We start from the raw sequence: 21,940 nt of genomic DNA, 5'->3' as shown, positions 1-21,940 counted from the left end.
GGGGGATGTGCCCGCTCAGAAACCCTCCTGGGCCAGCATGCGGGCTTGATCGACAAAGAAACCCAGGGAGTCGAACTTACTGCCCAGCGAGCGGCCGATGCCGATCTGCTGAGCGTGATCGGCCTGCAGTGTACCCAGGCACTCGCCCCAAACGGCGCTTTCCTTCGAGACAAACCCGTCATTGACGCCCTGTCGCGGGTAGAGCAGCAGGTTCAGCGGGGCCAGGACCGGGTTGATGGACACATCCGTACCGCGTCCGGCGCCGGCGGACCAGGACCAGTACCGCACATCCGCACGATCCGGCACGTCCGGGTTGAACTGCTCGGTCACGTAGCCTGGACTCAGGTCGCACACGGCTCGGTGGAAGTCTGCAGGCATGCCCTCCATCGTGGCATCACTGACCCAGCGCGCAGCGTCCGTCATGATGGCCTGCACCCGTTCGGGAGACTCGAGAATGATGTCAGCCAGCGCGGAGCCACGATGCGGGGCGGCAATGGTGAGAAGGCTGGCTACGCGGTCGTGATAGCCAAGTCGTGAAATCAGGTAGCGGGCATCCAGACCTCCCATAGAATGGGCGATGAGGTTGACCTTGTCCGCACCCGTCTCCGTGAGGACTCGGTCTACCAGTTCCCCCCAGCGCTCGGCGCGGAACGGAATCGTGTGGTAGGGCGTGACGTTCGGCGCGTACGCCAGCACGCCATGACGCCGCAGGTGCATCGCCTCCGAGTGCATGTGTCCGCCGCGCCTGAGCGACGCGATCAGACCGAATCCATGCATCAGCACGAGCGGGTACCGGGTGCGGATCACCTCGGGCTGAGGAAACACCTCCCGGGCGGCAAAACGCCTGAATGCGCCTTTGCCGAACTCGGAAACAGGGTTGCTCTGTGGGACTGGTTTAAGCTCTGACATTACCAGAGTGGGGGCGTACCGGCCAGAATCCATAGTACGGAGGCGCCGACAAACGGGAGGAGCAGGTTGTCGTTTATGGGTACGGAAGGGATTTCGGCGATGGCGGTCGCGCCGATGGCGGCCAGTCGATGCCCCCAGGGAATGCCGGGGAAAAATGCCGCCGCGATCACTCCGGTCACAAGGAACGCCAGGCTGCCCTCCACCGTGCGCGAGCCGCCTGGCCAGGTATGGCGTCCGAGCTTGCGCCCCACCAACGCGGCGCCGGCGTCCGCAATCATGGCGATCACCATGCCTGGCGCGGCAAACTCCGCTGGGAAGACGGCCAGCAGCAGAAAGGCGGTGACCATCACCCAGGTGGCACCGTTCAGCACCTGACTGCGGTCCTTTCCCCGCTCCGACGGCCGCATCATCCAGCCGAACCATCGGTCGATCCAAGTGGAGAAGCCACTCCAGCGTGCCCGGGCCAGATCCGCCGACACCGCCATGACCGCCAGTGAACCCAGAATGATCAGCGCCGGGACCCGCTCCACGATCAGCATACCCAGCGGCATGAGCATCGCAAGCAGGTGAAGGGCCTTGCGGCCGAGTTCTCCTGAATAGGGCAGGCGGGTTGTCATGCTCGCAAAACTAGGCCCGCCGGCTCCGGCGTGTGTTGAACTTCGTCCGTATGATGCAAGGCCACCCCAAACCGAATGCGATGACCTTCGACGCCTTCCACGAATTCGTGCACTCGCTCCCAGACGTGACCGAGGGCACGCCGTTTGGGCCCAACGTGCTCGTATTCAAGGTCGGGGGCAAGATGTTCGCGCTTATCGGACTCGATGAGGTGGAGCCGTACGTCAATCTCAAGTGCGATCCCGAGCGTGCCGTGGAATTGCGCGAAGAGTACCTGAACGTGCGACCCGGGTACCACATGAACAAGACGCACTGGAACTCCGTGGACCTGCGGGGAGACGTGCCCGGAGCGCTCATTCGCGAGTTGATTGTTCATTCATGGGAGCTCGTCGTCGGGTCTCTGCCACGGAAGGAGCGGGACCGCATCGAGGTGCTGCGTGACGCCTGAGGTCGTGCATCTCGACAACCACCTCCTGGTGGTGGTCAAGCCCGCAGGCATGCTGTCCCAGGAGGATTCCACGGGCGATGTGGATGTGGTGTCCTGGGCCAAGGGCTACCTGAAGGAGCGGTTCAACAAGCCCGGCAACGTGTTCGTGGGACTGGTGCACCGGCTCGACCGCCCCGCCTCAGGGCTCATGGTCCTGGCGCGCACATCCAAGGCGGCCGGCAGACTTGCGGAAGCCTTCAAGGCGCGCCGGGTGGAGAAGCGCTATCTGGCGCTGGTGGAGGGGTTTCCGTCGGACTCAGGCCGGGCAGAGGATCATCTGCTCAAGGAGAAGCGGGGCGTCAAGGTGGTGAAGCCAGGGCGAACCGGGGCCAAACGAGCCGTGCTCACCTGGCGACTCCTCGGGGCGATGCGCGGGCAGGCCCTCGTGGAGGTGGAGTTGGAAACCGGCCGAGCCCATCAGATCCGCGCGCAGTTGGCGCATCGGGGTTTTCCGCTGGTCGGGGATTTGCGGTACGGCGCAAAACAGGAATTTGACGGGCGGAACCTGGCGCTTCACGCGTACCAGCTGGGGCTGGAGCATCCGGTGCGTCGGGAGCCTGTGGCGTGGACGTCCCCTCCGGATCGACGGTGGCCGGACTGGGCGCGCGGGCTGGTGAGCTAGTTCCGGGGCTGGGTGGGCTTACCCGGGGATCTCAAACGCCTGCACGCCGCCCTTCATCTCGCGAGGCTCGGGTAGAACGCAGACCGCATCGCCCCTGAAGGGGTCCACGACCACGGGCAGGTAGTTGTAGGTCCCGAAGTCCTTGGGCTTACGAGACAGCCGCGCAGCCACAGCCTGCCTGAACACGGCAAACGCATCCGGCCCCATAACGACGTACCGGGCTTCGGACCCGGCCTCGGCCAGCTGTTGCATGCACTGGTCGATAAAGTCCAGGATCTCGTCCTGAGGCGGGTGGTGTTGCAGAATGATCATGTGCCCGCAAAAAAGTCGCGCAGCTCGTGCAGCGTCTGGGCGCTCGTGGGCGCGTCCTTGACCACGCGTCCTCTGTCGATGAGCGTGATCCGCGAGCACAGATCGGTGACATGCACCAGGTCGTGGCTCGAGATGAGCATGGTCGCCCCCGTTTCCTCATGGGCCTTCTTGAGCAGGTGCTTCAGCTTGAGCTGGGAGGGAGGGTCGAGATTGGCAAACGGCTCATCCAGCACCATCAGGCGCGGGCCAAAAAACATGGCAGCCGTGATGCCCACCTTCTTGGCATTGCCGGTGGAAAGATCGCGCAGATACTTGCCGGCATCGCCGTTCATGGGCAGAAATGCGCGAAATGGTTCCAATGCCTTGTCGGCTTCGACGCGGCTCAGTCCGTAGATCGCCCGGATAAAGTCCAGAAACTCGCCGCTTGACAGGTAGTCGATCAGAAAGCGCTGATCCAGGAATGAACCCGTGAACGACTTCCAGCGGGGGTTCGTGACGGGCTGCCCGTCAATATGGACCATCCCCGTGTCGGGCTCGATCAGATCCAGAAGCAGGCGCAGGAAGGTGGTCTTCCCGGCACCATTGGAGCCCACCAGCCCGACGATTTCGCCCGGCTCGACGCGCCAGTGAGGCACTTCGAGCACGGTCCGCCCGTCATAGCGTTTGCTGAGCTGTTCTACGTAGATCATGCGCGCACTGCGAATCCAGCAAGCATGGTGTGCTTTCTGCGCTCAACGCGTCCGGCATGGCGTCGGGTCCAGAATTCGGACGTCAACAGACCGAGCAGTCCGAGCCCGGCCAGGACCGTCCAGGCCACCTGGGGTGAGTCGCGCAGCACTAGCAGGAGGACCGCAGGTGGCATGGCCGTCGGCAGGAACCAGAGCCAGTGTTTTGCCGAGAACCCTTCGTAGTTGAAGAAGCCTCCGGAGCGACCCAGATCGACGCGCTCACGATTGCGGGTTGCCAGTTCAAGAATCACCTGGCTCGTGATGCCGGCGTTGTAGAACAGAAACGCCACATGCAACGGAATCAGGTCGGGCTGCAGCCAAAGGAATACCGGCAGAGATACCACAAAAAGCAGCAAACACGACGCCTGCAGGACAATCATCTTGGCGCGAGTCATCGCCCGGATCTGCACCGATCGCGCCATCAGGCCTTCCATGTGCGAGCTGTCCCAGGAGAACATCAGCTGTCCATAGTTGAGCACAAATCCGCCGGATGCAAACAGTCCGATGACCGCGCCCAGGGCCGCCCCGTCAAATACGCCCGGCGTGCCCAGCAGAAACACCAGGTAGATGGTCGAAAACATCAGGCTGACAATCAGATAATGGCGTGGACGCCGGTTGCGCCACATGAGTCGCAGCTCCAGCCAGATCAGGTGTCCGGCGAGGTCCCAGCGTTCCGCCATCTCATGCAGGCGGCCGGGTGTCTGACTCGGCACGACGGCCGGATCTTCTCGTCGCAAGGCCTCCAGCAGGGCACCCGAGGCGAGCATGGCGGATCCAACAACCACGCCGGCCATCGACGTGACCAATAGCCAGGAAGGGCGATGCACCTCTGTAAACAGGATGGTCGATGCGCGCCCCAGCACCCCGGCGCCCAGATACTCGTCCGCCAACGCGACCGTGAGCAGCACGCCAAGCGCGGCAAGGAAGACACCCTCCCGGCGATTGAGCTGCGTGCGCACGTAGATGTTGGCAAAATTCGAAACCAGCAGCAGCGTCACGATCGCCCCGGTCCACTGAACCGCTCCCCAAACGCCATCAACGGGCGCCAGAAACCGCACGGCAAATGGCACTGCAAACAGCAGCGGGAACACGTTATGCACTGAGAACACCGTGGAGCCGCTGAAGAACGCCACGAGCAGGTTGCGTGGTACCGGCAGATGCAGGTAGGACTCCACGTGCACCTTCGGCGTCTTCTGCAGCAGGAAGCGCAGGAAGAACAGTCCGATCAGCGTGGAGAGCGCGTGCCGGTCCACCAGAGCCCGCGCAGGCGTGCCGGGTGCCATTTGCTCGGTAAACACCGGCAGGAACGCTCCCAGCGTAAACAGAGTGAAGGCGATGTACGCTCCGAAGAACCCCAAAACCAGCGTCGACGCCATGTTGCCGCGCACCTTGAAGCTGCGCAGCCGGAAGCGGAGCTGCTGCCGCACAAGCAGCAACAGAAGTCTCAAAACGCCTGGTTTTCGGTGCATAAGGGCCGCGGCAGGACGGCCTCAGACCAGCACGAAATCAATCTCGCGCGTCTCCGTATTGGCGGCGGCAACCGTCACTGTTACGGGATCGCCCAGTTTGAACCGGCGCCCTGAGGTCCGACCCACCAGCATGAATGCCGGTTCGTCGTACTCATAGTAATCGTCCGCCAGGTCGCGAACATGAACCAGACCCTCGACCAAAATGGCGTCGAGCTCCACGAAAATGCCAAATCGCGTCACGCCGGAGATGACGCCGGTGAACCGGTCTCCAAGATGCTGCTGCATGTACTCAACCTGTTTCAGCTTCACGGACTCGCGCTGGGCCTCATCGGCCACCCGCTCGCGCTCCGACAGGTGATCGCACTGCGCCTTCAGAGCGCCGTAGTCAGGTCCCGGCCTTCCTGCGCGCATTTTCCGCAACTCCCGATGGGCGATGAGGTCCGGATAGCGCCTGATCGGGCTCGTGAAATGGGAGTAGTGTCGAAAGCCCAGTCCGTAGTGCCCGGAGTCGTCCGGTGAGTAGCGCGCCTTGGCCATCGCCCGTAAAGCGGCCGTCTGGATGACCGGCTCCTCGGGTTTGCCGCGGGCTTCCCGGATCAGCCGGTTGAGCTCCGCGGGCTCAATGGTGCCGTCCTCGCTGCGCACCTGGTAGCCGAAGCCTCGCACGTAGCCCACCAGTTGCTGGATCTTCTCCTTGTCGGGGTGATCGTGCGTGCGGTAGACAAATTCCCGCCGCGGCCTCTGTTTCGAGACGTGGCGCGCCACGGTCTTGTTGGCCAGCAGCATGAACTCCTCGATCAGCCGATGCGCCGGCAGCCGGTCCTTGCGCACGATGTCGGTGACCGTGCCTGCTTCGTCGAGGACCACGCGTACCTCGGGTAGATCGAAGTCGATTGAGCCGTCCTTGAACCGCTCCCGGATCAGGTGCTCGGCCAGGGCCCACAGCCTCAGGATGGCGTCCTTGACGGGCGATGGGGCCTCGCTGTCCTCTCCCGTGATCACAGCCTGCGCCTGCTCGTAGGTGAGGCGCGCCTTGGAGTGGATGACGCTCGGCGTGATGCGATAGTCCAGGATCTGTGCCGTCTCATCAAGCTCGAAAACGCAGGAGTAGGTAAGGCGGTCTTCGTTCGGACGCAGCGAGCAGAGGTTGCCGGACAGGCGCTCCGGCAGCATGGGAATGACGCGGTCCACCAGGTAGGTGGAGGTGCCGCGTGCGTAGGCGTCCTTGTCGAGTGCGCTTCCTTCCGGCACGAAGTGGCCGACATCGGCGATGTGCACGCCGACTTCGACCCGGCCGCCTTGCAATTCGCGGATGTGCAGGGCGTCGTCGAAATCCTTGGCATCCACCGGGTCGATCGTGAACACGTTCTCGCCGCGGAAGTCTTCTCTCTCGCGGAGGTCGGCGTCCGTGATTTCGAGGCGGGCCGCCCGTGCTTCTTCGAGCGCCTGCTCCGAAAAGTCGGCGTCGATGCCAACACTCATGGCGAGCGCCAGCACGCGCGTGGCCGCATCGTTAGCCGATCCAATGACGTTAACGATGCGTCCCTCGGGCACACTCTTCGGATTCTCAAAGCGGTCGATGGTCACCAGGACCTTGTCGCCTTCGTTGGCGCCGCCCCAGTCCTCTCGCGCCACGTAGATGTCGCGGGTCATGCGTTTGTCGTCGGGAGCGACGACGCCAAAATGGCCATGTCGGTGAAACGTGCCGACAGCCGTCTTGCGCCCCCGCTCGAGCACCTGGATCACCTCTGCCTCACGCTTGCGACCGTCCCGTGCAGGTGCCCCAAGGCCGATCTCCACCCGGTCGCCGTCGAGCGCGGTGCCCATGCGGCGGCCCTTGACGAAGTACTCCTCGCCGTCGTCGTCCGTAACGAAGCCGAACCCGTCCGGGTGCACACGCACCGTGCCGGCGCGGATGTTGGCCGGCGGCCGGAATCCGAATCGGTTGCCCTTTAGCCGGGCCACTTTGCCTGAGTCTGCCAGCTCCTCCAACAGGTCTCGAGCCTGCAGGAAATCGGCTCGCTCAATGATGTCCAGCCGCTTCGTGATCTCTTTTGCCCGGAATGCCCGGTCCCCGTGGTTGCGCAGCAGCTTCAGGATGCGCTTTTCCATGTACGGGCGCGACCACGTGGGCCGCTCGTCCTTCTGCCTCGCCATTTCAGGTCCAGGGTTTGAGGCGGGCAGGGTCCGACTCACGAATCAGGGCCCGGGCCAGCGCGATCGTGGAGTCGACAACCGGGAGGCCTGCGAACGTGCGTGTCTGGATGGCCAGCGGGATCTCCGTGCAACCAAGAATCACTGCCTGGGCGCCACCTTCAATCAGGTGCTCGGTCGCGTGCGCCAGCAGTTCGATGGCGTCCTCGGTGACCGGGTTGCTCTGACTCTTGATGCCGAACTCCCGATCGTACAGGGCTTTCTGCACGACGTCGCGCTGGATGGCCGGGTCGGGAATGATGGCCGTGAGCCCTGCTTGCGACAGGGCATCCTGATAGAGGCCCGTCGCATACGTGCCGGTTGTCGCAAGCACGCCGATCCGGGTAGCACCTGGTGCGGCCTCGCCGCAGAAACGGGCCGTCTCCTCAATCAGGTGCAAAAACGTGATGTCCGGGTCCAGCCCTGCAAGCACGCCAGAAAGAATCGGCGGAGCATGCGCGGTATTGCAGGGCATGCCTACCAGCGAGGCCCCCACATCGCGCAGTTGCTGTGCGACGGAGAGGATGGGCCCGCTCGGGCTGGCCTCCGAGGCGTTCGCCAGGAATGCGCTGCGGTCCGGAATTTCGCCGGGACGCGAGACAAGCACGACGCTCAGGTGATCAAAGTCCCCCTGGGCGATGGTCTGGTCCACAATACAGGTGGCCAGGTGGATGCCCGCGTGGGGACCCATGCCTCCAATTATTCCAATCGTGGGTTTCTTCACTTCTCTAACTCAAACCTCATATTAGGCGCGCCACTCCATTCGACCAGCCGGATCCGATGAGAATACTAGTGCTGACTTGCCTGCTCTCGACAGCCCTGTGCGCGCAGGCTCAGGTAACGGTTTCGTGGGAAAACGGGTCCCGTTCGGCGGCCGAGGAGCGGCCGCGGGCGCGCGATCTCGGAGTCGCCCCAGGGGTGCTGGCTCCGGGGCTCTGGAACGCCATTACTGACGTGGATGGGGTGCTTGTTGGCCACGTCACCTTGATGCAGGGAGACTCGGTGCGGACCGGTGTGACCGCCATCCGCCCACACGGCGGCAACGTGTATGCAGACAAGGTGCCGGCGGGCTTCGTAGCGCACAATGCATTCGGCAAGTTCGCGGGCTCTACCCAGATCGTCGAGCTCGGGGAGATTGAGACGCCCATCGTTCTCACCAACACGCTGTCCGTGCCGGAGGGCGCAGCCGGAGCCGTGGAGTGGACGCTGCGTCAGGCGGGCAACGAGGGCGCGCGTAGTGTGAATGCCGTCGTCGGGGAGACCAATGACGGATTCCTGAACCACATTCGGGCCCGCGTCGTGACTCCGGCGCACGTGGGGTTGGCGATAGACACGGCCGAAAGCGGACCGGTGGAAGAGGGCTCAGTCGGGGCCGGCACAGGCACCATCAGCTTCGGCTGGAAGGGGGGCATTGGGACGAGCTCCCGCGTGATGCCGGAGCGACTGGGTGGCTATACCGTCGGCGTGCTCGCGCAAACCAACTATGGAGGCATTCTCTCGGTCGATGGGGTCCCTGTCGGTGAGGAGCTCGGGCAATACTATTTGCGCAGCGTGGTGGACAACGGAGATGCGGACGGCTCGGTGATTCTCGTGGTGGCGACTGATGCTCCGCTGTCGGACCGGAATCTGGAGCGTCTGGCGCGGCGCGCGTTAATGGCCATCGCCAGGACAGGCAGCCCGGCAACAAACGGCAGCGGCGACTACGCAGTGGCCTTTTCTACGGCGGAATCGGTGCGTCGCACGCCGGAGCGCCGCGCGGGTCTGGCTGCAATGGCGATGCTGCCGAATGACCGCATGAGCCCACTCTTTCAGGCTGCCGTAGAGTCGGCGGAGGAGGCGATTCTGAACGCGTTGTTCAAGGCGACTACGGTGACCGGGCACCGCGGAACGGTGGAGGCGATCGATATCGACGCCGTGCGGGAGGTGCTGAGGAAGTACGGGCGGGAGTGAAGGTCGCGCTTTGGTGGGTGTGGCGGTGCTTGGGTTCGTGGCGCTGGGGGGCGTCGCGGAGCCAGTTGCCGTGAATCTCGCCGCCGCGGGGCCCGGGGCGTGGCGGCGTCGCCGAACCAGCTGCCGTGAATCCCGCCGCCGCGGGGCCCGATCGTGGAAAACGCCCCCCTCTTTACATGTTTGGCCGTTTTCCGAGGGGGTGGAGGTGTAAACCCGTACCACTTTTCCACGCCTGGTCCCGCGCCGCCAGCTGATACGTGGGAAGTGGCGTCGGTTTTCCACGTCTGCCGGCGGGGCGCCCCGGGGCCGCCGCCGCGGGGCCCGGGGCGTGGCGGCGTCGCCGAACCAGCTGCCGTGAATCCCGCCGGCGCAGGGCCCGATCATGGAAAACGCCCCCCTCTTTACATGTTTGGCCGTTTTTCGAGGGGGTTTAGGTGTAAACCCGTGCCACTATTCCACGCCTGGTCCCGCGCCGCCAGCTGATACGTGGGAAGTGGCGTCGGTTTTCCACGTCTGCCGGCGGGGCGCCCCGGGGCCGGCGGTGCCACGGGCTAGCACAGCCCCGGGGCCGGTGGTGCGGGGCGACAGGTCGCCGCCCCGGGCCGGCACTGCCACGCGGCCGGCACTGCCGCCCCGGGCCGGCACTGCCACGCGGCCGGCACTGCCTCCGCGGGCCGGCTCCCCGGCACGCCGGCGCGACAGCTCGCATACGCCACCGCCGCGGCCCGCCGCGGGCCCCGCAACCCCATCGCCCGTCCATTCCGCGTGAAGGCTGACGCGTGCGTTGATAATCCCGGGTAGGGCGGACTAACTTAGCCAGCCTTTGCCCGATCGTCTAATGGCAGGACAGCGGCCTTTGGAGCCGTCGGTGAAGGTTCGAGTCCTTCTCGGGCAACTTACCCCACCCCTGCGACCCACCGCAGATGACGAATCCTATCAGCATATTTGCCGGCCGGTCCAATCCGGCGCTGGCCCAGTCCATCGCCCGTTCGTTCGGCCAGGATCTGGGCACGGTGGAGATCAAGAATTTCTCCGACGGAGAGATCTATGTGCACTACGAGGAGTCGATCCGCGGGTGTGACGTTTTCCTGATTCAGTCCACGCAGCCGAACGCCGACAACCTGTTGGAGCTGCTGCTGCTGATCGATGCGGCCAAGAGGGCCTCCGCGGCGCGCATCACTGCGGTCATTCCGTACTTCGGATACGCCCGACAGGAGCGCAAGGATCAGCCCAGGGTGTCGATCGCGGCCAAGTTGGTTGCGAATCTGCTGACGACGGCGGGGGTAGACCGGGTGCTGACCATGGATCTGCACGCCTCTCAGATTCAGGGTTTCTTCGACGTTCCAGTGGATCATCTGTATGGATCCGCGGTGTTCATCAGCTACCTGAAAAAGCTGGACCTGTCGAATCTGGTCGTGGTGGCACCCGATGTGGGTGGCATCAAGATGGCAAGAGCCCACGCCAAGCGCATGCGCTCGGATCTGGCCCTGATCGACAAGCGACGGCCGACTCAGAACGTTGCCGAAGTGATGAACATCATCGGCGACGTTGAGGGCAAGAATGTCCTGCTCATTGACGACATGATTGATACGGCGGGCACGCTGACGAACGCAGCCAATGCGTTGAAAGCGGCCGGTGCGCTGGAGATTCGGGCCGCGTGTACGCACCCTCTGCTGTCGGGGCCCGCATTCGAGCGCATCGAATCGTCCGCGCTGACGGAGGTGATCGTGACCGATACCATTCCGCTCAGACGGCCGTCGAGCAAGGTGACCGTGGTCAGCACGGCCGACCACTTTGCCGACGCCATCCGCCGCATCTACACCGACGAATCCGTGTCTACGCTGTTTACGCCGTAGCGCGGGTTATCTATTTGCTGAAAGCCTACCAACCATGGACGTAATCAAACTGGACGCCAAGACCCGTGAAGCGGGTAAGGGAGCTGCGCGCGCCGCGCGTCGCAATGAAGAGGTTCCCTGCATCCTCTACGGACATAGCCAGGAGCCCGTCGCCTTCCAGGTAGGCGAGCTGGATCTGCGCCCCCTGATCTACACCGACGAGTTTCACCGCGTTGAGGTGGCCGTTTCCGGCAATACCTACGACTGCATCCTGAAGCACGTGGATTTCCACCCCGTGTCGGATCGCCCGATGCACGCCGACTTCCAGGTGCTGCAGGCCGGCGAGAAGATCACGCTCACGGTTCCGCTTCAGCTGGTTGGCACGTCCCTTGGTCAGCGCAATGGCGGTCGCCCGGTGCAGCGCTTCAACGAACTCGAGGTCACCTGTCTGCCCAAGGACATTCCGGATCACTTCTCGATCGATGTGACCGACATTGATGTCGGCGACACCATCCATCTGGAAATACTCGAAGACGAGAAGTTTGAGTTCGGTCTCCCGATGAACTCCACCCTGTTCTTTGTCCAGGCCGCCCGCGCGGAAGTGGAAGAGGAAGAGGACGATCTCATGGGCGACACCATGGCAGAGGCTGGCGAAGAGGCCCCGTCTGCCGAAGGCGACGACGCGGAAGAGTAGGCTCGGGTTTTGGCCAAGCGACTGCTGGTAGGCCTCGGGAATCCCGGGGAGGAATACGCAGAGACGCGCCACAACGTGGGATTCCGGGTGATCGATGCGCTCGCTGAGCGCACGCGCACCAAGGTTACACGCAGGCGGGACGAGATGCTGTTCGGCTGGGGCAAGTGGCGCGGCCGTGAACTCGGTCTGGCCATGCCCCAGACCTACATGAACCGCAGCGGCACGGCGCTCGAGGTGTTTGTGCGCAAGTGGAAGGTTGAGCCCAGCGAGCTCCTCGTGATCGTTGACGACATCCACCTGCCGCTCGGCAAGCTGCGCATGCGTCCCAAGGGCGGCTCAGGCGGCCACAACGGCATCCAGGATATCATCGACTGGCTGGACACGCAGGAATTTCCGCGCCTGCGCATTGGTGTCGGCAAGGAGTTCGACGAGGGCAGCCAGTCTGACTACGTGCTCAGTCCGTTCGACGCGGAAGAGAAGGACTTGCTGGACGATGTGCTCACGCAGAGCATGAACGCTGCGCTCACGTTTGTCACCGACGGGATAAACGTGGCCATGAACCGGTTCAACAACTAGAGCAGGCCTAGCTGTTCTTGTGATGCCGCATGGTGCCACGGGTGCTGTCCGGGGGCGTGCCGTGCTGCATTCCCTGACCGTCTCCATGGCGCATCCCCGGGCCATGTCCGCCGTGCTGCGGCATTGGTTCGGCCGCTACCTGCTGGAGGTAGACGATCAGAGAGTCGAGATGGGACTCCGGCCACGGGAGCGGTGGCATGAGACCGAATCGCTCGATGGCGTGGGCAGGGAGGGCTGAGCGCGCCGAGTCTGGCGCAGTCACCCACGCCTTGATGGCGCCCCAGGGATCTTCAATCTCTGCTTCGAGATAGTGCTTCAAGACCATGCGCATGGGCGGCGCCAGGTTGGGCGGCGGGTCTACGGAGTGGCATGAGGCGCAGGATGTCTCGAACACCCGCTGGCCAAAGGAAAGCGAATCGGAGGCCGAAGCGTCCAGGCTGCTTGGAGGTGACTGTGCGGGAGCGGAGATCAATGCCAGTGCCAGAATTGAAACGGGGGCTGCCAATTTCATGGGTTGAGACCGTGGGCCGCTTTATCTCGGGAACACTTTATGTATAACACGGCGTTACATGATATGACAAGTATCACAGAGTCAATGAACGAGAAGTTCGAACAGGAAGTCGTAAGGAAGAGCTTTGAGAAGCCGGTGCTGGTTGACTTCTGGGCCCCATGGTGTGGTCCGTGCAGAGTCCTGGGGCCCACGCTACAGCGCATCGCTCATGAGGCAGAGGGGCGCTTCCGCCTCGTGAAGATCAATACCGACGCGCACCCCACCCTTGCCGCCCGCTTTCGCATCCAGGGCATTCCTGCTGTCAAACTGTTTGTGGATGGTGAGGTGATTGATGAGTTCACCGGGGCGCTGCCTGAGCATCGCGTGCGCGCGTTCCTGGACAAGGCGCTGCCCGCAAAATAACGCGGCCGGAAACCGGGCGGTGAGGAGTTGGGTCGTAGGGGACTCGCAAGCACCGCTCGACCCATGACCGCAGCAGATCTGGCCCGCGCCTGGATTGAGGGATGGAACGCCGGCACTCCGGACGACATTCCGCTCGCAGACGACTTCACGCATACGAGTCCCTACGGCACGGTCGCCGGACGGCGGAAGTATCTGGACTGGGTGAAGCCGCTCGCAGCCAAGAATGTGGCCGAATTGCGCGTAGTCAGCGTACTGGGTGGCGAGGACGAAGCCGCGATCTGGTTCGAGATGGACTCCGGGGAGCAGGTTGTCAAGACCGTGGACTGGCTCCGGGTCCGGGAAGACCAGATCGTGTCCATCCAATCGTTCTACGACCCGCGCGGACTTGGTGGTCTCGAATGAAAACGCTGACCTTCAAACCTCGCTCGATCTTTTCGTCTCACTGGCGCGTGATTGGCCTTGGTGAGTTTGCGGACATCTGGATCAAGCCCATGCGGGAGGAGGGCACCATTGTGCTCGGCGGCACAGAGTACGAGGTCGACAAGCACGGAGTGACGAGCGGATACTGGGCAGTGCGCATCGGAGACGAGTTCTTTGTCGATGCGCAAAAGGTCAGCGCCTTCAAGCGCACGTTCGAGATCGGCACCCCGGAAATCGACCTGGTCATCAAGGCACAGTCGACGTTTCGCAGGGCCTACGAAATGGAGCAAAACGGGCTTCTGGTCGGCACGATCAAGCCGAGACACGCATTCTCCCGGAAGGCGGTGCTAACGTGCGAGGACCACATCCCCGAGTTGGTGCAGCTGACCTGCTTCTGGTTTGCCGCTCTGATGTGGAGGAGGCAGGCGCGCAATTCCTCGTAGGGCTTCGTGCTATATGGGTAGCACGTTTCGGGTTTGATCGTGCTATCAGAGCAGGACGCCTTACCGTCTCCGGAGCCCCGCCACAACCGTCGCAAAGCCATCGATCTCGAAATGATCGATGCGGATCGTGTGTCGCCCGCCCAGCTCCAACTCGATCAGCTCCTGCTTCGGCGGATGCCACGTCCAGTCTTCGTGCACCAGCTCATCGTCCACCCAGACCCGCACCCCGTCGTCTGATGTGAGGTCGAGGATGTACCGCCCGGGAGGCACCTCCACGGTACCCACGGACCGCGTCGCGAAGTAGTTGTCCGACACGCCGCGAGCAGGGGAGCGATACCAGCCGAATCCCAGGTCCTCGGTCTCCAGCGAATGCAGAGGAGGTCCCTCGAGCACAGCCGCGAACGCCTCTGGCTGTTCGCGCGGATCGCTGACGCCGGCTTCCCATTGCCAGAAGTCCACAGTCCAGGCAATGGGCGCAAACCAGTAGCGGTACTCGAATGCAACGGGCTTCCCGGCTTCGAACCTCCGGCCGAACCGATCCACTACTTCGCCGCCGGAGAACGCGGCCACGATGCGCATGTCCACAGTCGGAGCCTGCGACCGCCAGACGCGCACGGAGTCACCGACCGCCCCTGACATCGCCGAAACTGAGTCCACGCCCGTCAACGAAGTGAACTCCCAAGAGCCCGGAGGACCGACCACTTCAAACCACTGCTTGGAGCTTCGCCGTGCACTCCGTGGCCACAGCGCCGGGCTTCGGAAATCATGCGGCCCCCACTCGTCGACCAGGATGTATTCCCGACCCCGCGGATGAGAGCGGTCCACCCCGGCGCCAAAGCGCAACGCCTCCCCAAGCCGCTCGCCGGTCGAGATGGGCATGACCGCATCGCCCGAGAATTCGTTCCCATGCGTGAGTGCCCCGGTCACGCCCTCCAGGACCCAGTCACCTGTTGCCTCGAACGCGTTGCGCTGCACGCGCAGACCGGTGGCCCCGTTGATCACAATGGGTCGATCGACGCCCCGGAATTCGTTTCGCTCCACGTCGAAGTCCCGACTGCGCACGTCCCGCTCGCGCGAGTAGCCCCAGTCTGCCGGCTGCGAGTCCCGCTCCCACAGCCGCACGCCCATGTCTCCGCCGAGGAAGGCGTTGCGCTCGATCCGCACGTCCTGGCCATGCTCGATGGCGATGTGCTCGTCATTGTCAACAAAGGTGTTTCCGCTTATCACGGTATCCCACGAGTACCCGCCCCAGATGCCGTGCCAGCACCCCTCGATATAGTTCTCCTCGACGCGGTTGCTGGAGAACGTGATCTCGATTCCGTTGGTGGGCGCGAAACTGAAATCGTTGCGCCAGATCAGGTTGCCGTTGGCTCCGCCTTGCCCGGTATCCATGGTGGTCTGGCCGGCCCAGAGGAAGAACCCATCGCCCGAGTGGGTGGCCGAGTTGTAGCTGAACTCGTTGTCGTTGCACTGCTCGTATACCAGAATTGCCGCCGAATCCTGTCCCCGGTTGTACACGCCGTGGCTGTATCCGCGCACGTTGAAGTCCAGCGTGTTGTGCACCACACGGTTGCGGCTGGACCGATACATGCCGATGCCCAGTGACGAATTGAACGTGATCGTATTGTCGCGGAAGATGCCGTCGTTCACCTCGGTGAGCATCAGGCCGTTCTGGCCGCCCGTCACTGTGACGCGCTCGACCCGGCAGCCGTCGCAGCCGCGCAGGTAAACCGCCGCGCCGTACCGCAGCCACTCGTCCTCCTCGTTGTGGTGGTAGCTCATCCAGTCGTCGATGTGCTCCCGTTCGATGGTGGACTTGAGCCGCTGCCGCCAGTTGTAGCTGAAGTCGGAGTCGGTGATCGTCAGTCCGGGCGTGTCGAGCGCCCTCAGAGCCACCTTGTAACCGCGCGCCGTGGCGCCGATCACCGTGACGTCATTCGAACCGGGCAGCACAAAAATGCCCGTGCCCTCAAAGCGATCCGGGTTCTCGACGTCGGTCGATCCCACCAGCACGGCGCCCGTGAAATCCACCGTGATGCCGCTTCCCTGAACGCGCACCGCACCCAGCGAGTCTCCGGGCAGGTGGTAAGTGCCGGGCTCGATCCGCACGGACTCCGTGATGACCAGGCCTGGGGTAAGGGCGATGGGGTCCTGCGCCAGCGCGGGGGTCGCGGCAAGCAGGAGCACGAAGTGGACCGGTCGCATTGGGCTCATGAGAGGGTGGTTTCCCCGATCACTTCACCGGGTCGGAAGCGCTTCCGAATTAAGTTGCAGGGCAACCTAGAGCAGTATGACGAAAAAGAAGACCGAATACCACCACCGCCGAATCGGAGACCATGATCTGCGGCCGGAGAGCCTAATGATGAGCTACGGCTACCGCCCGGAGTGGTCCGAAGGTGCGGTCAAGCCGCCCATCTTCCAGACGTCGACGTTCGCGTTCCGGTCTGCGGAGGAGGGCAAGGAATTTTTCGAACTGGCGTACGGGTTGCGTGAGCCGCGCGCTGACGAAACCGCTGGCGCCATCTATTCCAGGCTGAACAATCCGGGTCTGGAGATTCTTGAAGACAGGCTGACCCTTTGGGACGGCGCGGAGGCAGCCTCTGCCTATGAAAGCGGCATGGCGGCCATCACAACCATGTGTCTGACTTTTCTCCGACCCGGAGACACGCTGGTCTTCAATGAGCCGATCTATGGCGGTACGGAGTACCTCTTCCACAAGATCTTGCCTCAGTTCGGCATTAGGATTGCCCGCTGGAATGCGTCCAGCGGCAGGGAGGGGCTGGAGGCCGTCATGGTACAGCCCGGCGTGGCGGAATCAGTACGGATGATCTACCTCGAGTCCCCCGCCAACCCGACGCTGGATCTGGTGGACATCCGCCATTGCGCAGACATGGCGGCCGCGGCTGGCCGGGAGCGCAAGGTGCTCGTAGCCGTCGACAACACCTTCCTCGGGCCGCTATGGCAGCATCCTCTCAAGCATGGCGCGGACTTGGTTATCTATTCTCTGACGAAGTTCGTAGGTGGGCACTCCGACGTGATTGCTGGCGCCTGCCTGGGCAGCGAGGAACTGATCAGCCAACTGAAGGGCTTTCGCACGATTACCGGCAGCATGGCGGATCCCTGGACATCCTGGTTGCTCTTGCGAAGCCTCGAGACGCTGAAGCTGCGCATGACTTCGCAGATGAAGAACGCCGGATATGTGGCGGACTTTCTGGAGGGGCACCCCAAGGTGTCCACGGTCCGATATCTCGGGTTGATGACAGCGGAGCATCCCGACTTTGAACTGTTTCGACGCCAGTGCCTTTCCCCGGGCAGCATGATTGCGTTCGAGGTTGAAGGCGGTCGGGAGGCCGCGTTCCGGCTCCTCAACGCCCTGCAACTAGTCAAGCTGGCCGTCAGCCTTGGGGGGACCGAATCTCTCGCAGAGCACCCGGGCACGATGACGCATTCGGATGTGCCACCGGAGGAGCAGCGCAACATGGGCATCACCGACGGCTTGATCCGTCTCTCGGTGGGCATCGAGCACCCGGAGGATGTCATCGCCGATCTGCGGCAGGCGCTTGAGCAGGCTTGAGTCCTGGACACCCTGACCGGAAGCGCTTTCGGGCAACCCAGCACGACCTCGCCTACACAGTCGCGCCCCCCATCGCCCGCCGAATCGAATAATGCGTTAACGGGCCGAAAAAGCCATTCCAGCGGCCTAGTTTCGCTTGTCTGAGGCTACTTCTGTGGCCTCCCGACGGCTGTCCGATCCTGGACTGCCCGAGCCTCCCGGTTCTGCACTGGCGGGACCCACTCAGATCACTGCAATTCTTCCCTTTTCGAGTATCCATGGATGCTTCCCTAGTTACCTATCTCGTACCCGCTGCCGGCCTGGTGGCGCTTGCGTACGCCTTCATGCGTGCCCAGTGGGTCGGGAAACAGGACGTCGGCACCGACGCCATGGCCGAGATCGCGCAGGCCATCGCTGACGGCGCCCGCGCATTTCTCCGCCAGGAGTACCGCGTGCTGTTCATCTTCGTGGTCGTTGTTGCGGCCCTGCTGGCCTTTGCCAACGCCGGCCTCGAGAATTCATCCTGGATGATCGCCGTCTCCTTTGTGGTCGGTGCGCTCTGCTCCGGACTGGCCGGCTTCATCGGCATGACCGTAGCCACCAAAGCCAACGTGCGCACCACGCAGGCCGCCACCACCGGCCTCGGACCCGCCCTCAACGTCGCCTTCTCCGGCGGCCTGGTGATGGGCCTCGCGGTGGTCGGTCTCGGCGTGATCGGCCTCGGTGGCCTTTTTCTGGCCTACACCGGGATGACCGACTGGAGCATTGTGAAGGTCATTTCCGTGATCTCCGGCTTCTCACTCGGCGCTTCCTCAATCGCACTCTTCGCACGCGTCGGCGGCGGTATCTACACGAAAGCAGCCGATGTGGGCGCTGACCTGGCCGGCAAGGTTTACGAAGGCATTCCTGAGGACGACCCGCGCAACCCCGCCACGATCGCCGACAACGTCGGTGACAACGTGGGTGACGTCGCCGGCATGGGCGCCGACCTGTTCGAGTCGTACGTCGGCTCCATCATCGGTACCATGGTGCTCGGCGCCGCTTTCCTGGGTGTCATGGCCGATGCGCCCTTCGGCGAACTCTCGGCCATTCTGCTGCCGCTGGCGCTTGCGGGCGTCGGCATCCTTGTTTCGATTGCCGGTTCGTTCTTCGTCAAGGTGAAAGAAGGCGGCAACCCGCAGGCGGCCCTGAACATCGGTGAGTTTGGTGCGGCCGGCCTCATGGCCGTGCTGTCGTACTTCATCATCACCAGCATGCTGCCCGAGACCTGGAGCGTCGGCGGATTCGACTACAGCGCAGTCGGCGTCTTCTGGGCGGTGGTTATCGGTCTGGTTGCCGGTACGGCCATCGGTCTCATCACCGAGCACTACACCGCCACGGGCAAAGGCCCGGTCAACGGCATCGCCAAGCAGTCTCTGACGGGCTCGGCCACCAACATCATTGCCGGCCTCGGCGTGGGCATGTACTCGACCGGACTTCCGGCCGTCGTGCTGGCCCTCGGCATCATCTTCGCCTTCCAGTTTGCCGGCCTCTACGGCATCGCCATCGCCGCCGTCGGCATGCTGTCGGTGACAGGCATCCAGCTGGCGGTCGACGCCTACGGCCCGATCTCCGACAACGCCGGAGGCATTGCCGAGATGTCCGAGCTGCCCCCGGAAGTGCGTGACCGCACTGACAAGCTCGATGCCGTCGGCAACACTACGGCCGCCATTGGCAAGGGCTTCGCCATCGGTTCCGCCGCTTTGACGGCCCTCGGTCTGTTTGCTGCGTTCATGCAGCAGGCAGGCGTGGAGAATATCGACGTGGCCAACCCGACCATCCTGGCCGGCCTGCTACTTGGGGCCATGCTGCCCTACGTGTTCAGCGCGATGGCCATGGGCGCCGTGGGCCGCGCTGCCGCCGACATGATCAAGGAGGTCGGTCGTCAGTTCGCCGAGATCCCCGGTCTGCGTGAGGGAACGGCCAAGCCGGACGCAACCCGCTGTGTGGAGATCTCCACCAAGGCCGCCATTCGCGAAATGATCGCGCCGGGGCTTCTGGCCGTGATCGTTCCGGTCGTCATCGGCTTCATTGACAAGAGCATGCTGGGTGGTCTCCTGGCTGGAGTGACGGTGTCGGGCGTGCTCTTCGCCATCTTCCAGTCCAACTCCGGAGGCGCCTGGGACAACGCCAAGAAGACGATCGAGAGTGGCCTTTCGGTGGACGGCGTGTCCTACGGAAAGGGCTCTGACGCCCACAAGGCTTCCGTGGTTGGCGACACCGTCGGTGACCCGCTGAAGGACACCTCCGGTCCGAGCCTCAACATCCTGATCAAGCTGATTGCCGTCGTGGCTCTCGTGATTGCGCCGCTGATTGCGTAGATCGCCCTGATTCTGATCGGCCGTCCTTCCGGAGCCGGAGGGGCGGCCGATCTGTGTTTCCGAACCACGCCCGCACTGGGCCGTACCTTTTCTCTGCCGAACCACTTCTGCCACTCCGCCATGGCCAAAATTGATGTCACGATGCCCAAGATGGGCGAGTCGATTACGGAAGGGACTGTAATCGTCTGGCTCAAGAAGCCGGGTGAAGCCGTCGAACTCGACGAGCCGCTCCTGGAAATCGGCACGGACAAGGTGGATACCGAGGTGCCATCTCCGGCCGCAGGTGTGCTGGCAGAAATCCTGGTGGAGGAGGGGGAGACCGTCGAGGTCAACTCGGTGATTGCCCGCCTGGAGACCGATGCGGAGGCAGCCGTTTCCGACGCTCCTTCGGAAGCGCCTCCAGCCGCAGCCGCAGAACCCGAACCGGCCGCAGCCGCTCCTGCCGCCGAGCCCGCCGCGGCCCCGTCTTCGGGCGGAGCCGCCGTGGCCACGATGGCCGCAGGCGAACCGGTGCAGGTGGTCATGCCCAAGATGGGCGAGTCTATCATGGAAGGCACCATCATCACGTGGGCCAAGCAGCCGGGCGATTCCATCGAGCTGGACGAGACCCTGCTCGAGATAGCCACCGACAAGGTGGATACGGAAGTCCCGTCTCCGGCAGCCGGAGTCGTGGTCCAGCTTCTCCACGAGGAAGGCGCGACCGTCGAGGTCGGTGCTCCGATTGCCATAATCGCTACGGGCGATGGGGCCGCAGTCGCACCAGCCGCTCCCCAGGCCCCCGCCGCACCGGCACAGGCTCCGGCGACGCCCGCGCCCACCCCTGCACCCAGCGGAGACGGCACGGCAGGTCCGATTCCTCGTCACGACGACGAGGGCAGTTTCTACACGCCCCTGGTGCGTTCAATCGCCGAGAAAGAGGGTGTCAGCCTGGCCCAGCTCAAGACCATCCAGGGATCCGGCAGGGACGGCAGAGTGACCAAGGCGGATCTGATGGGCTACCTGAGGAACCGTTCGACCACGCCGGCTCCGACTCCGGCCGCTCCCGCAGCGGCCCCGGCAGCCCCGACCCCGTCCCGTCCCGCTCCGGCCCCCGTCGTGGCTACCGGAGACGGTCGCGTGGAAATCATCAAGATGGACCGCATGCGGCAGATCATTGCCGACCACATGACGCGGTCCAAGGCCACCAGCGCACACGTTACCTCGTTCGCTGAGATCGATGTGACCAATCTCGTCCGTCTGCGCGAGTCCGAGAAAGCCGGCTTCATGCAGCGGGAGGGGGTCAAGCTGACCTACACGCCGTTCTTTGTGCATGCGGCCATTGACGCGCTCAAGGACCACCCTCTGATGAACGGCTCCGTGCAGGAGAAGGAGATCGTCGTCAAGAAGGATTTCCATATCGGCATCGCGGTTGCCATCGCCAAGACCGGCCTCGTGGTGCCTGTCATTCGCTACGCGGGGCAGAAGAACATCGCCGGACTGGCGCACGCGGCGGCCGACCTTGCGGCTCGCGCGCGCAGCAAGCAGCTGCAGCCCGAGGAATTGCAGGGCGGCACCTTCACAGTGACCAACGTGGGTTCGCTGGGGTCTATTATGGGTACGCCGATCATCAACCAGCCCCAGGTGGCCATCCTGGCGCCCGGTGCGATCACGAAGCGTCCGGTGGTCATCGAGGACCCGAACATCGGCGACGTTATCGGTATCCGGCACATGATGTACGTGTCGCTGTCGTATGATCACCGCATCATCGACGGCGCGATGGCCGCGTCCTTCCTGCAGCGCTACCGCGAAGCACTGGAAGGCTTCTCCCCCGGCTACGAGCTCTAGGCGCGCCCGTCCTGTATGAAGCACCAAGGAACCATTA

At 63.6% G+C, this 21,940-nt stretch carries 21 protein-coding genes and 1 tRNA gene; 13 read left to right on the top strand and 9 right to left on the bottom strand.

Annotation, left to right across the window (positions count from 1 at the left end):
• Nucleotides 1-15 precede the first annotated feature (15 nt).
• A complete protein-coding gene (locus JJ896_14860; GenBank protein ID MBO6780932.1) occupies nucleotides 16-909 on the bottom strand; it encodes an alpha/beta fold hydrolase in 894 nt (297 codons plus the stop codon).
• The gene (locus JJ896_14855) at nucleotides 909-1,526 is read right to left on the bottom strand and encodes a hypothetical protein (GenBank protein MBO6780931.1); all 618 of its coding nucleotides are present in this window, start codon (nucleotides 1,524-1,526) and stop codon (nucleotides 909-911) included. Before JJ896_14855 ends, JJ896_14860 begins: the two co-directional genes overlap by 1 nt.
• 80 nt (nucleotides 1,527-1,606) lie before the next feature.
• Between JJ896_14855 and JJ896_14850 the strand changes: the two genes are divergently transcribed.
• Nucleotides 1,607-1,972, top strand: a complete 366-nt coding sequence (locus tag JJ896_14850) for an MmcQ/YjbR family DNA-binding protein (protein MBO6780930.1) — start codon at nucleotides 1,607-1,609, stop codon at nucleotides 1,970-1,972.
• Entirely contained in the window at nucleotides 1,962-2,633 is a 672-nt protein-coding gene (locus JJ896_14845) for an RNA pseudouridine synthase (GenBank protein MBO6780929.1), read from the top strand. Before JJ896_14850 ends, JJ896_14845 begins: the two co-directional genes overlap by 11 nt.
• Nucleotides 2,634-2,651: 18 nt before the next feature.
• On the opposite strand, the gene JJ896_14840 is transcribed toward JJ896_14845, so the two are convergent.
• Genes JJ896_14840 through JJ896_14820 form a run of 5 tightly spaced genes read right to left on the bottom strand, consistent with a single transcriptional unit; the run spans nucleotide 2,652 to nucleotide 8,026 of the window.
• The gene (locus JJ896_14840) at nucleotides 2,652-2,945 is read right to left on the bottom strand and encodes a hypothetical protein (protein ID MBO6780928.1); all 294 of its coding nucleotides are present in this window, start codon (nucleotides 2,943-2,945) and stop codon (nucleotides 2,652-2,654) included.
• Entirely contained in the window at nucleotides 2,942-3,634 is a 693-nt protein-coding gene (locus tag JJ896_14835) for an ABC transporter ATP-binding protein (GenBank protein MBO6780927.1), read from the bottom strand. The genes JJ896_14840 and JJ896_14835 overlap by 4 nt, the downstream gene beginning before the upstream one ends.
• The gene (locus JJ896_14830) at nucleotides 3,631-5,121 is read right to left on the bottom strand and encodes a hypothetical protein (GenBank protein MBO6780926.1); all 1,491 of its coding nucleotides are present in this window, start codon (nucleotides 5,119-5,121) and stop codon (nucleotides 3,631-3,633) included. The genes JJ896_14835 and JJ896_14830 overlap by 4 nt, the downstream gene beginning before the upstream one ends.
• A 42-nt stretch (nucleotides 5,122-5,163) precedes the next feature.
• Nucleotides 5,164-7,299: a ribonuclease R gene (rnr, locus tag JJ896_14825; GenBank protein MBO6780925.1), complete on the bottom strand. Its 2,136-nt coding sequence runs from the start codon at nucleotides 7,297-7,299 to the stop codon at nucleotides 5,164-5,166.
• Nucleotide 7,300: 1 nt separating this feature from the next.
• The gene (locus JJ896_14820; protein MBO6780924.1) at nucleotides 7,301-8,026 is read right to left on the bottom strand and encodes an aspartate/glutamate racemase family protein; all 726 of its coding nucleotides are present in this window, start codon (nucleotides 8,024-8,026) and stop codon (nucleotides 7,301-7,303) included.
• Nucleotides 8,027-8,115: 89 nt separating this feature from the next.
• Here JJ896_14820 and JJ896_14815 point away from each other — a divergent pair, with 89 nt between their 5' ends.
• The 5 genes from JJ896_14815 to JJ896_14795 all read left to right on the top strand — a co-directional run bounded on the left by JJ896_14815 (nucleotide 8,116) and on the right by JJ896_14795 (nucleotide 12,390).
• Nucleotides 8,116-9,285 carry a P1 family peptidase gene (locus JJ896_14815; GenBank protein ID MBO6780923.1) on the top strand — a complete coding sequence of 390 codons (1,170 nt, stop codon included), beginning with the start codon at nucleotides 8,116-8,118 and terminating at the stop codon, nucleotides 9,283-9,285.
• 824 nt (nucleotides 9,286-10,109) lie between these two features.
• Nucleotides 10,110-10,180, top strand: a tRNA-Gln gene (locus JJ896_14810).
• Between the two features lie 28 nt (nucleotides 10,181-10,208).
• Nucleotides 10,209-11,141: a ribose-phosphate pyrophosphokinase gene (locus JJ896_14805; protein MBO6780922.1), complete on the top strand. Its 933-nt coding sequence runs from the start codon at nucleotides 10,209-10,211 to the stop codon at nucleotides 11,139-11,141.
• A 34-nt stretch (nucleotides 11,142-11,175) separates the two neighbouring features.
• A complete protein-coding gene (locus JJ896_14800; GenBank protein ID MBO6780921.1) occupies nucleotides 11,176-11,814 on the top strand; it encodes a 50S ribosomal protein L25 in 639 nt (212 codons plus the stop codon).
• 9 nt (nucleotides 11,815-11,823) lie between these two features.
• Nucleotides 11,824-12,390: an aminoacyl-tRNA hydrolase gene (locus tag JJ896_14795; GenBank protein MBO6780920.1), complete on the top strand. Its 567-nt coding sequence runs from the start codon at nucleotides 11,824-11,826 to the stop codon at nucleotides 12,388-12,390.
• Nucleotides 12,391-12,397: 7 nt separating this feature from the next.
• Here JJ896_14795 and JJ896_14790 read toward each other — a convergent pair whose 3' ends face one another.
• Nucleotides 12,398-12,901 (bottom strand): c-type cytochrome, encoded by a 504-nt coding sequence (locus tag JJ896_14790; GenBank protein ID MBO6780919.1) that lies wholly within the window; start codon nucleotides 12,899-12,901, stop codon nucleotides 12,398-12,400.
• A gap of 63 nt (nucleotides 12,902-12,964) precedes the next feature.
• Here JJ896_14790 and trxA point away from each other — a divergent pair, with 63 nt between their 5' ends.
• The 3 genes from trxA (at nucleotide 12,965) to JJ896_14775 (ending at nucleotide 14,166) form a co-directional block, all read left to right on the top strand.
• Nucleotides 12,965-13,303 (top strand): thioredoxin, encoded by a 339-nt coding sequence (gene trxA, locus JJ896_14785; protein MBO6780918.1) that lies wholly within the window; start codon nucleotides 12,965-12,967, stop codon nucleotides 13,301-13,303.
• 63 nt (nucleotides 13,304-13,366) lie between these two features.
• Entirely contained in the window at nucleotides 13,367-13,705 is a 339-nt protein-coding gene (locus JJ896_14780) for a nuclear transport factor 2 family protein (GenBank protein MBO6780917.1), read from the top strand.
• Nucleotides 13,702-14,166 (top strand): hypothetical protein, encoded by a 465-nt coding sequence (locus tag JJ896_14775; protein MBO6780916.1) that lies wholly within the window; start codon nucleotides 13,702-13,704, stop codon nucleotides 14,164-14,166. Before JJ896_14780 ends, JJ896_14775 begins: the two co-directional genes overlap by 4 nt.
• A 60-nt stretch (nucleotides 14,167-14,226) precedes the next feature.
• Here JJ896_14775 and JJ896_14770 read toward each other — a convergent pair whose 3' ends face one another.
• Nucleotides 14,227-16,371 carry a right-handed parallel beta-helix repeat-containing protein gene (locus tag JJ896_14770; GenBank protein ID MBO6780915.1) on the bottom strand — a complete coding sequence of 715 codons (2,145 nt, stop codon included), beginning with the start codon at nucleotides 16,369-16,371 and terminating at the stop codon, nucleotides 14,227-14,229.
• An 85-nt stretch (nucleotides 16,372-16,456) separates the two neighbouring features.
• Between JJ896_14770 and JJ896_14765 the strand changes: the two genes are divergently transcribed.
• From JJ896_14765 to sucB, 3 genes are all read left to right on the top strand, one after another.
• On the top strand, nucleotides 16,457-17,740 hold the full coding sequence (locus JJ896_14765) for a cystathionine gamma-synthase family protein (protein ID MBO6780914.1): 1,284 nt from the start codon (nucleotides 16,457-16,459) through the stop codon (nucleotides 17,738-17,740).
• Between the two features lie 257 nt (nucleotides 17,741-17,997).
• Nucleotides 17,998-20,079 carry a sodium-translocating pyrophosphatase gene (locus JJ896_14760; protein ID MBO6780913.1) on the top strand — a complete coding sequence of 694 codons (2,082 nt, stop codon included), beginning with the start codon at nucleotides 17,998-18,000 and terminating at the stop codon, nucleotides 20,077-20,079.
• A 120-nt stretch (nucleotides 20,080-20,199) separates the two neighbouring features.
• Nucleotides 20,200-21,903, top strand: coding sequence for a 2-oxoglutarate dehydrogenase, E2 component, dihydrolipoamide succinyltransferase (gene sucB / locus JJ896_14755; protein ID MBO6780912.1), 1,704 nt, complete (start codon nucleotides 20,200-20,202; stop codon nucleotides 21,901-21,903).
• Nucleotides 21,904-21,940: the final 37 nt, after the last annotated feature.

Source organism: Rhodothermales bacterium, assembly GCA_017643395.1.
GTDB lineage: Bacteria > Bacteroidota > Rhodothermia > Rhodothermales > UBA10348 > JABDJZ01.
Note: the sequence above shows the minus strand (reverse complement) of the source record. Positions and strands in the feature narration are given on the sequence as shown.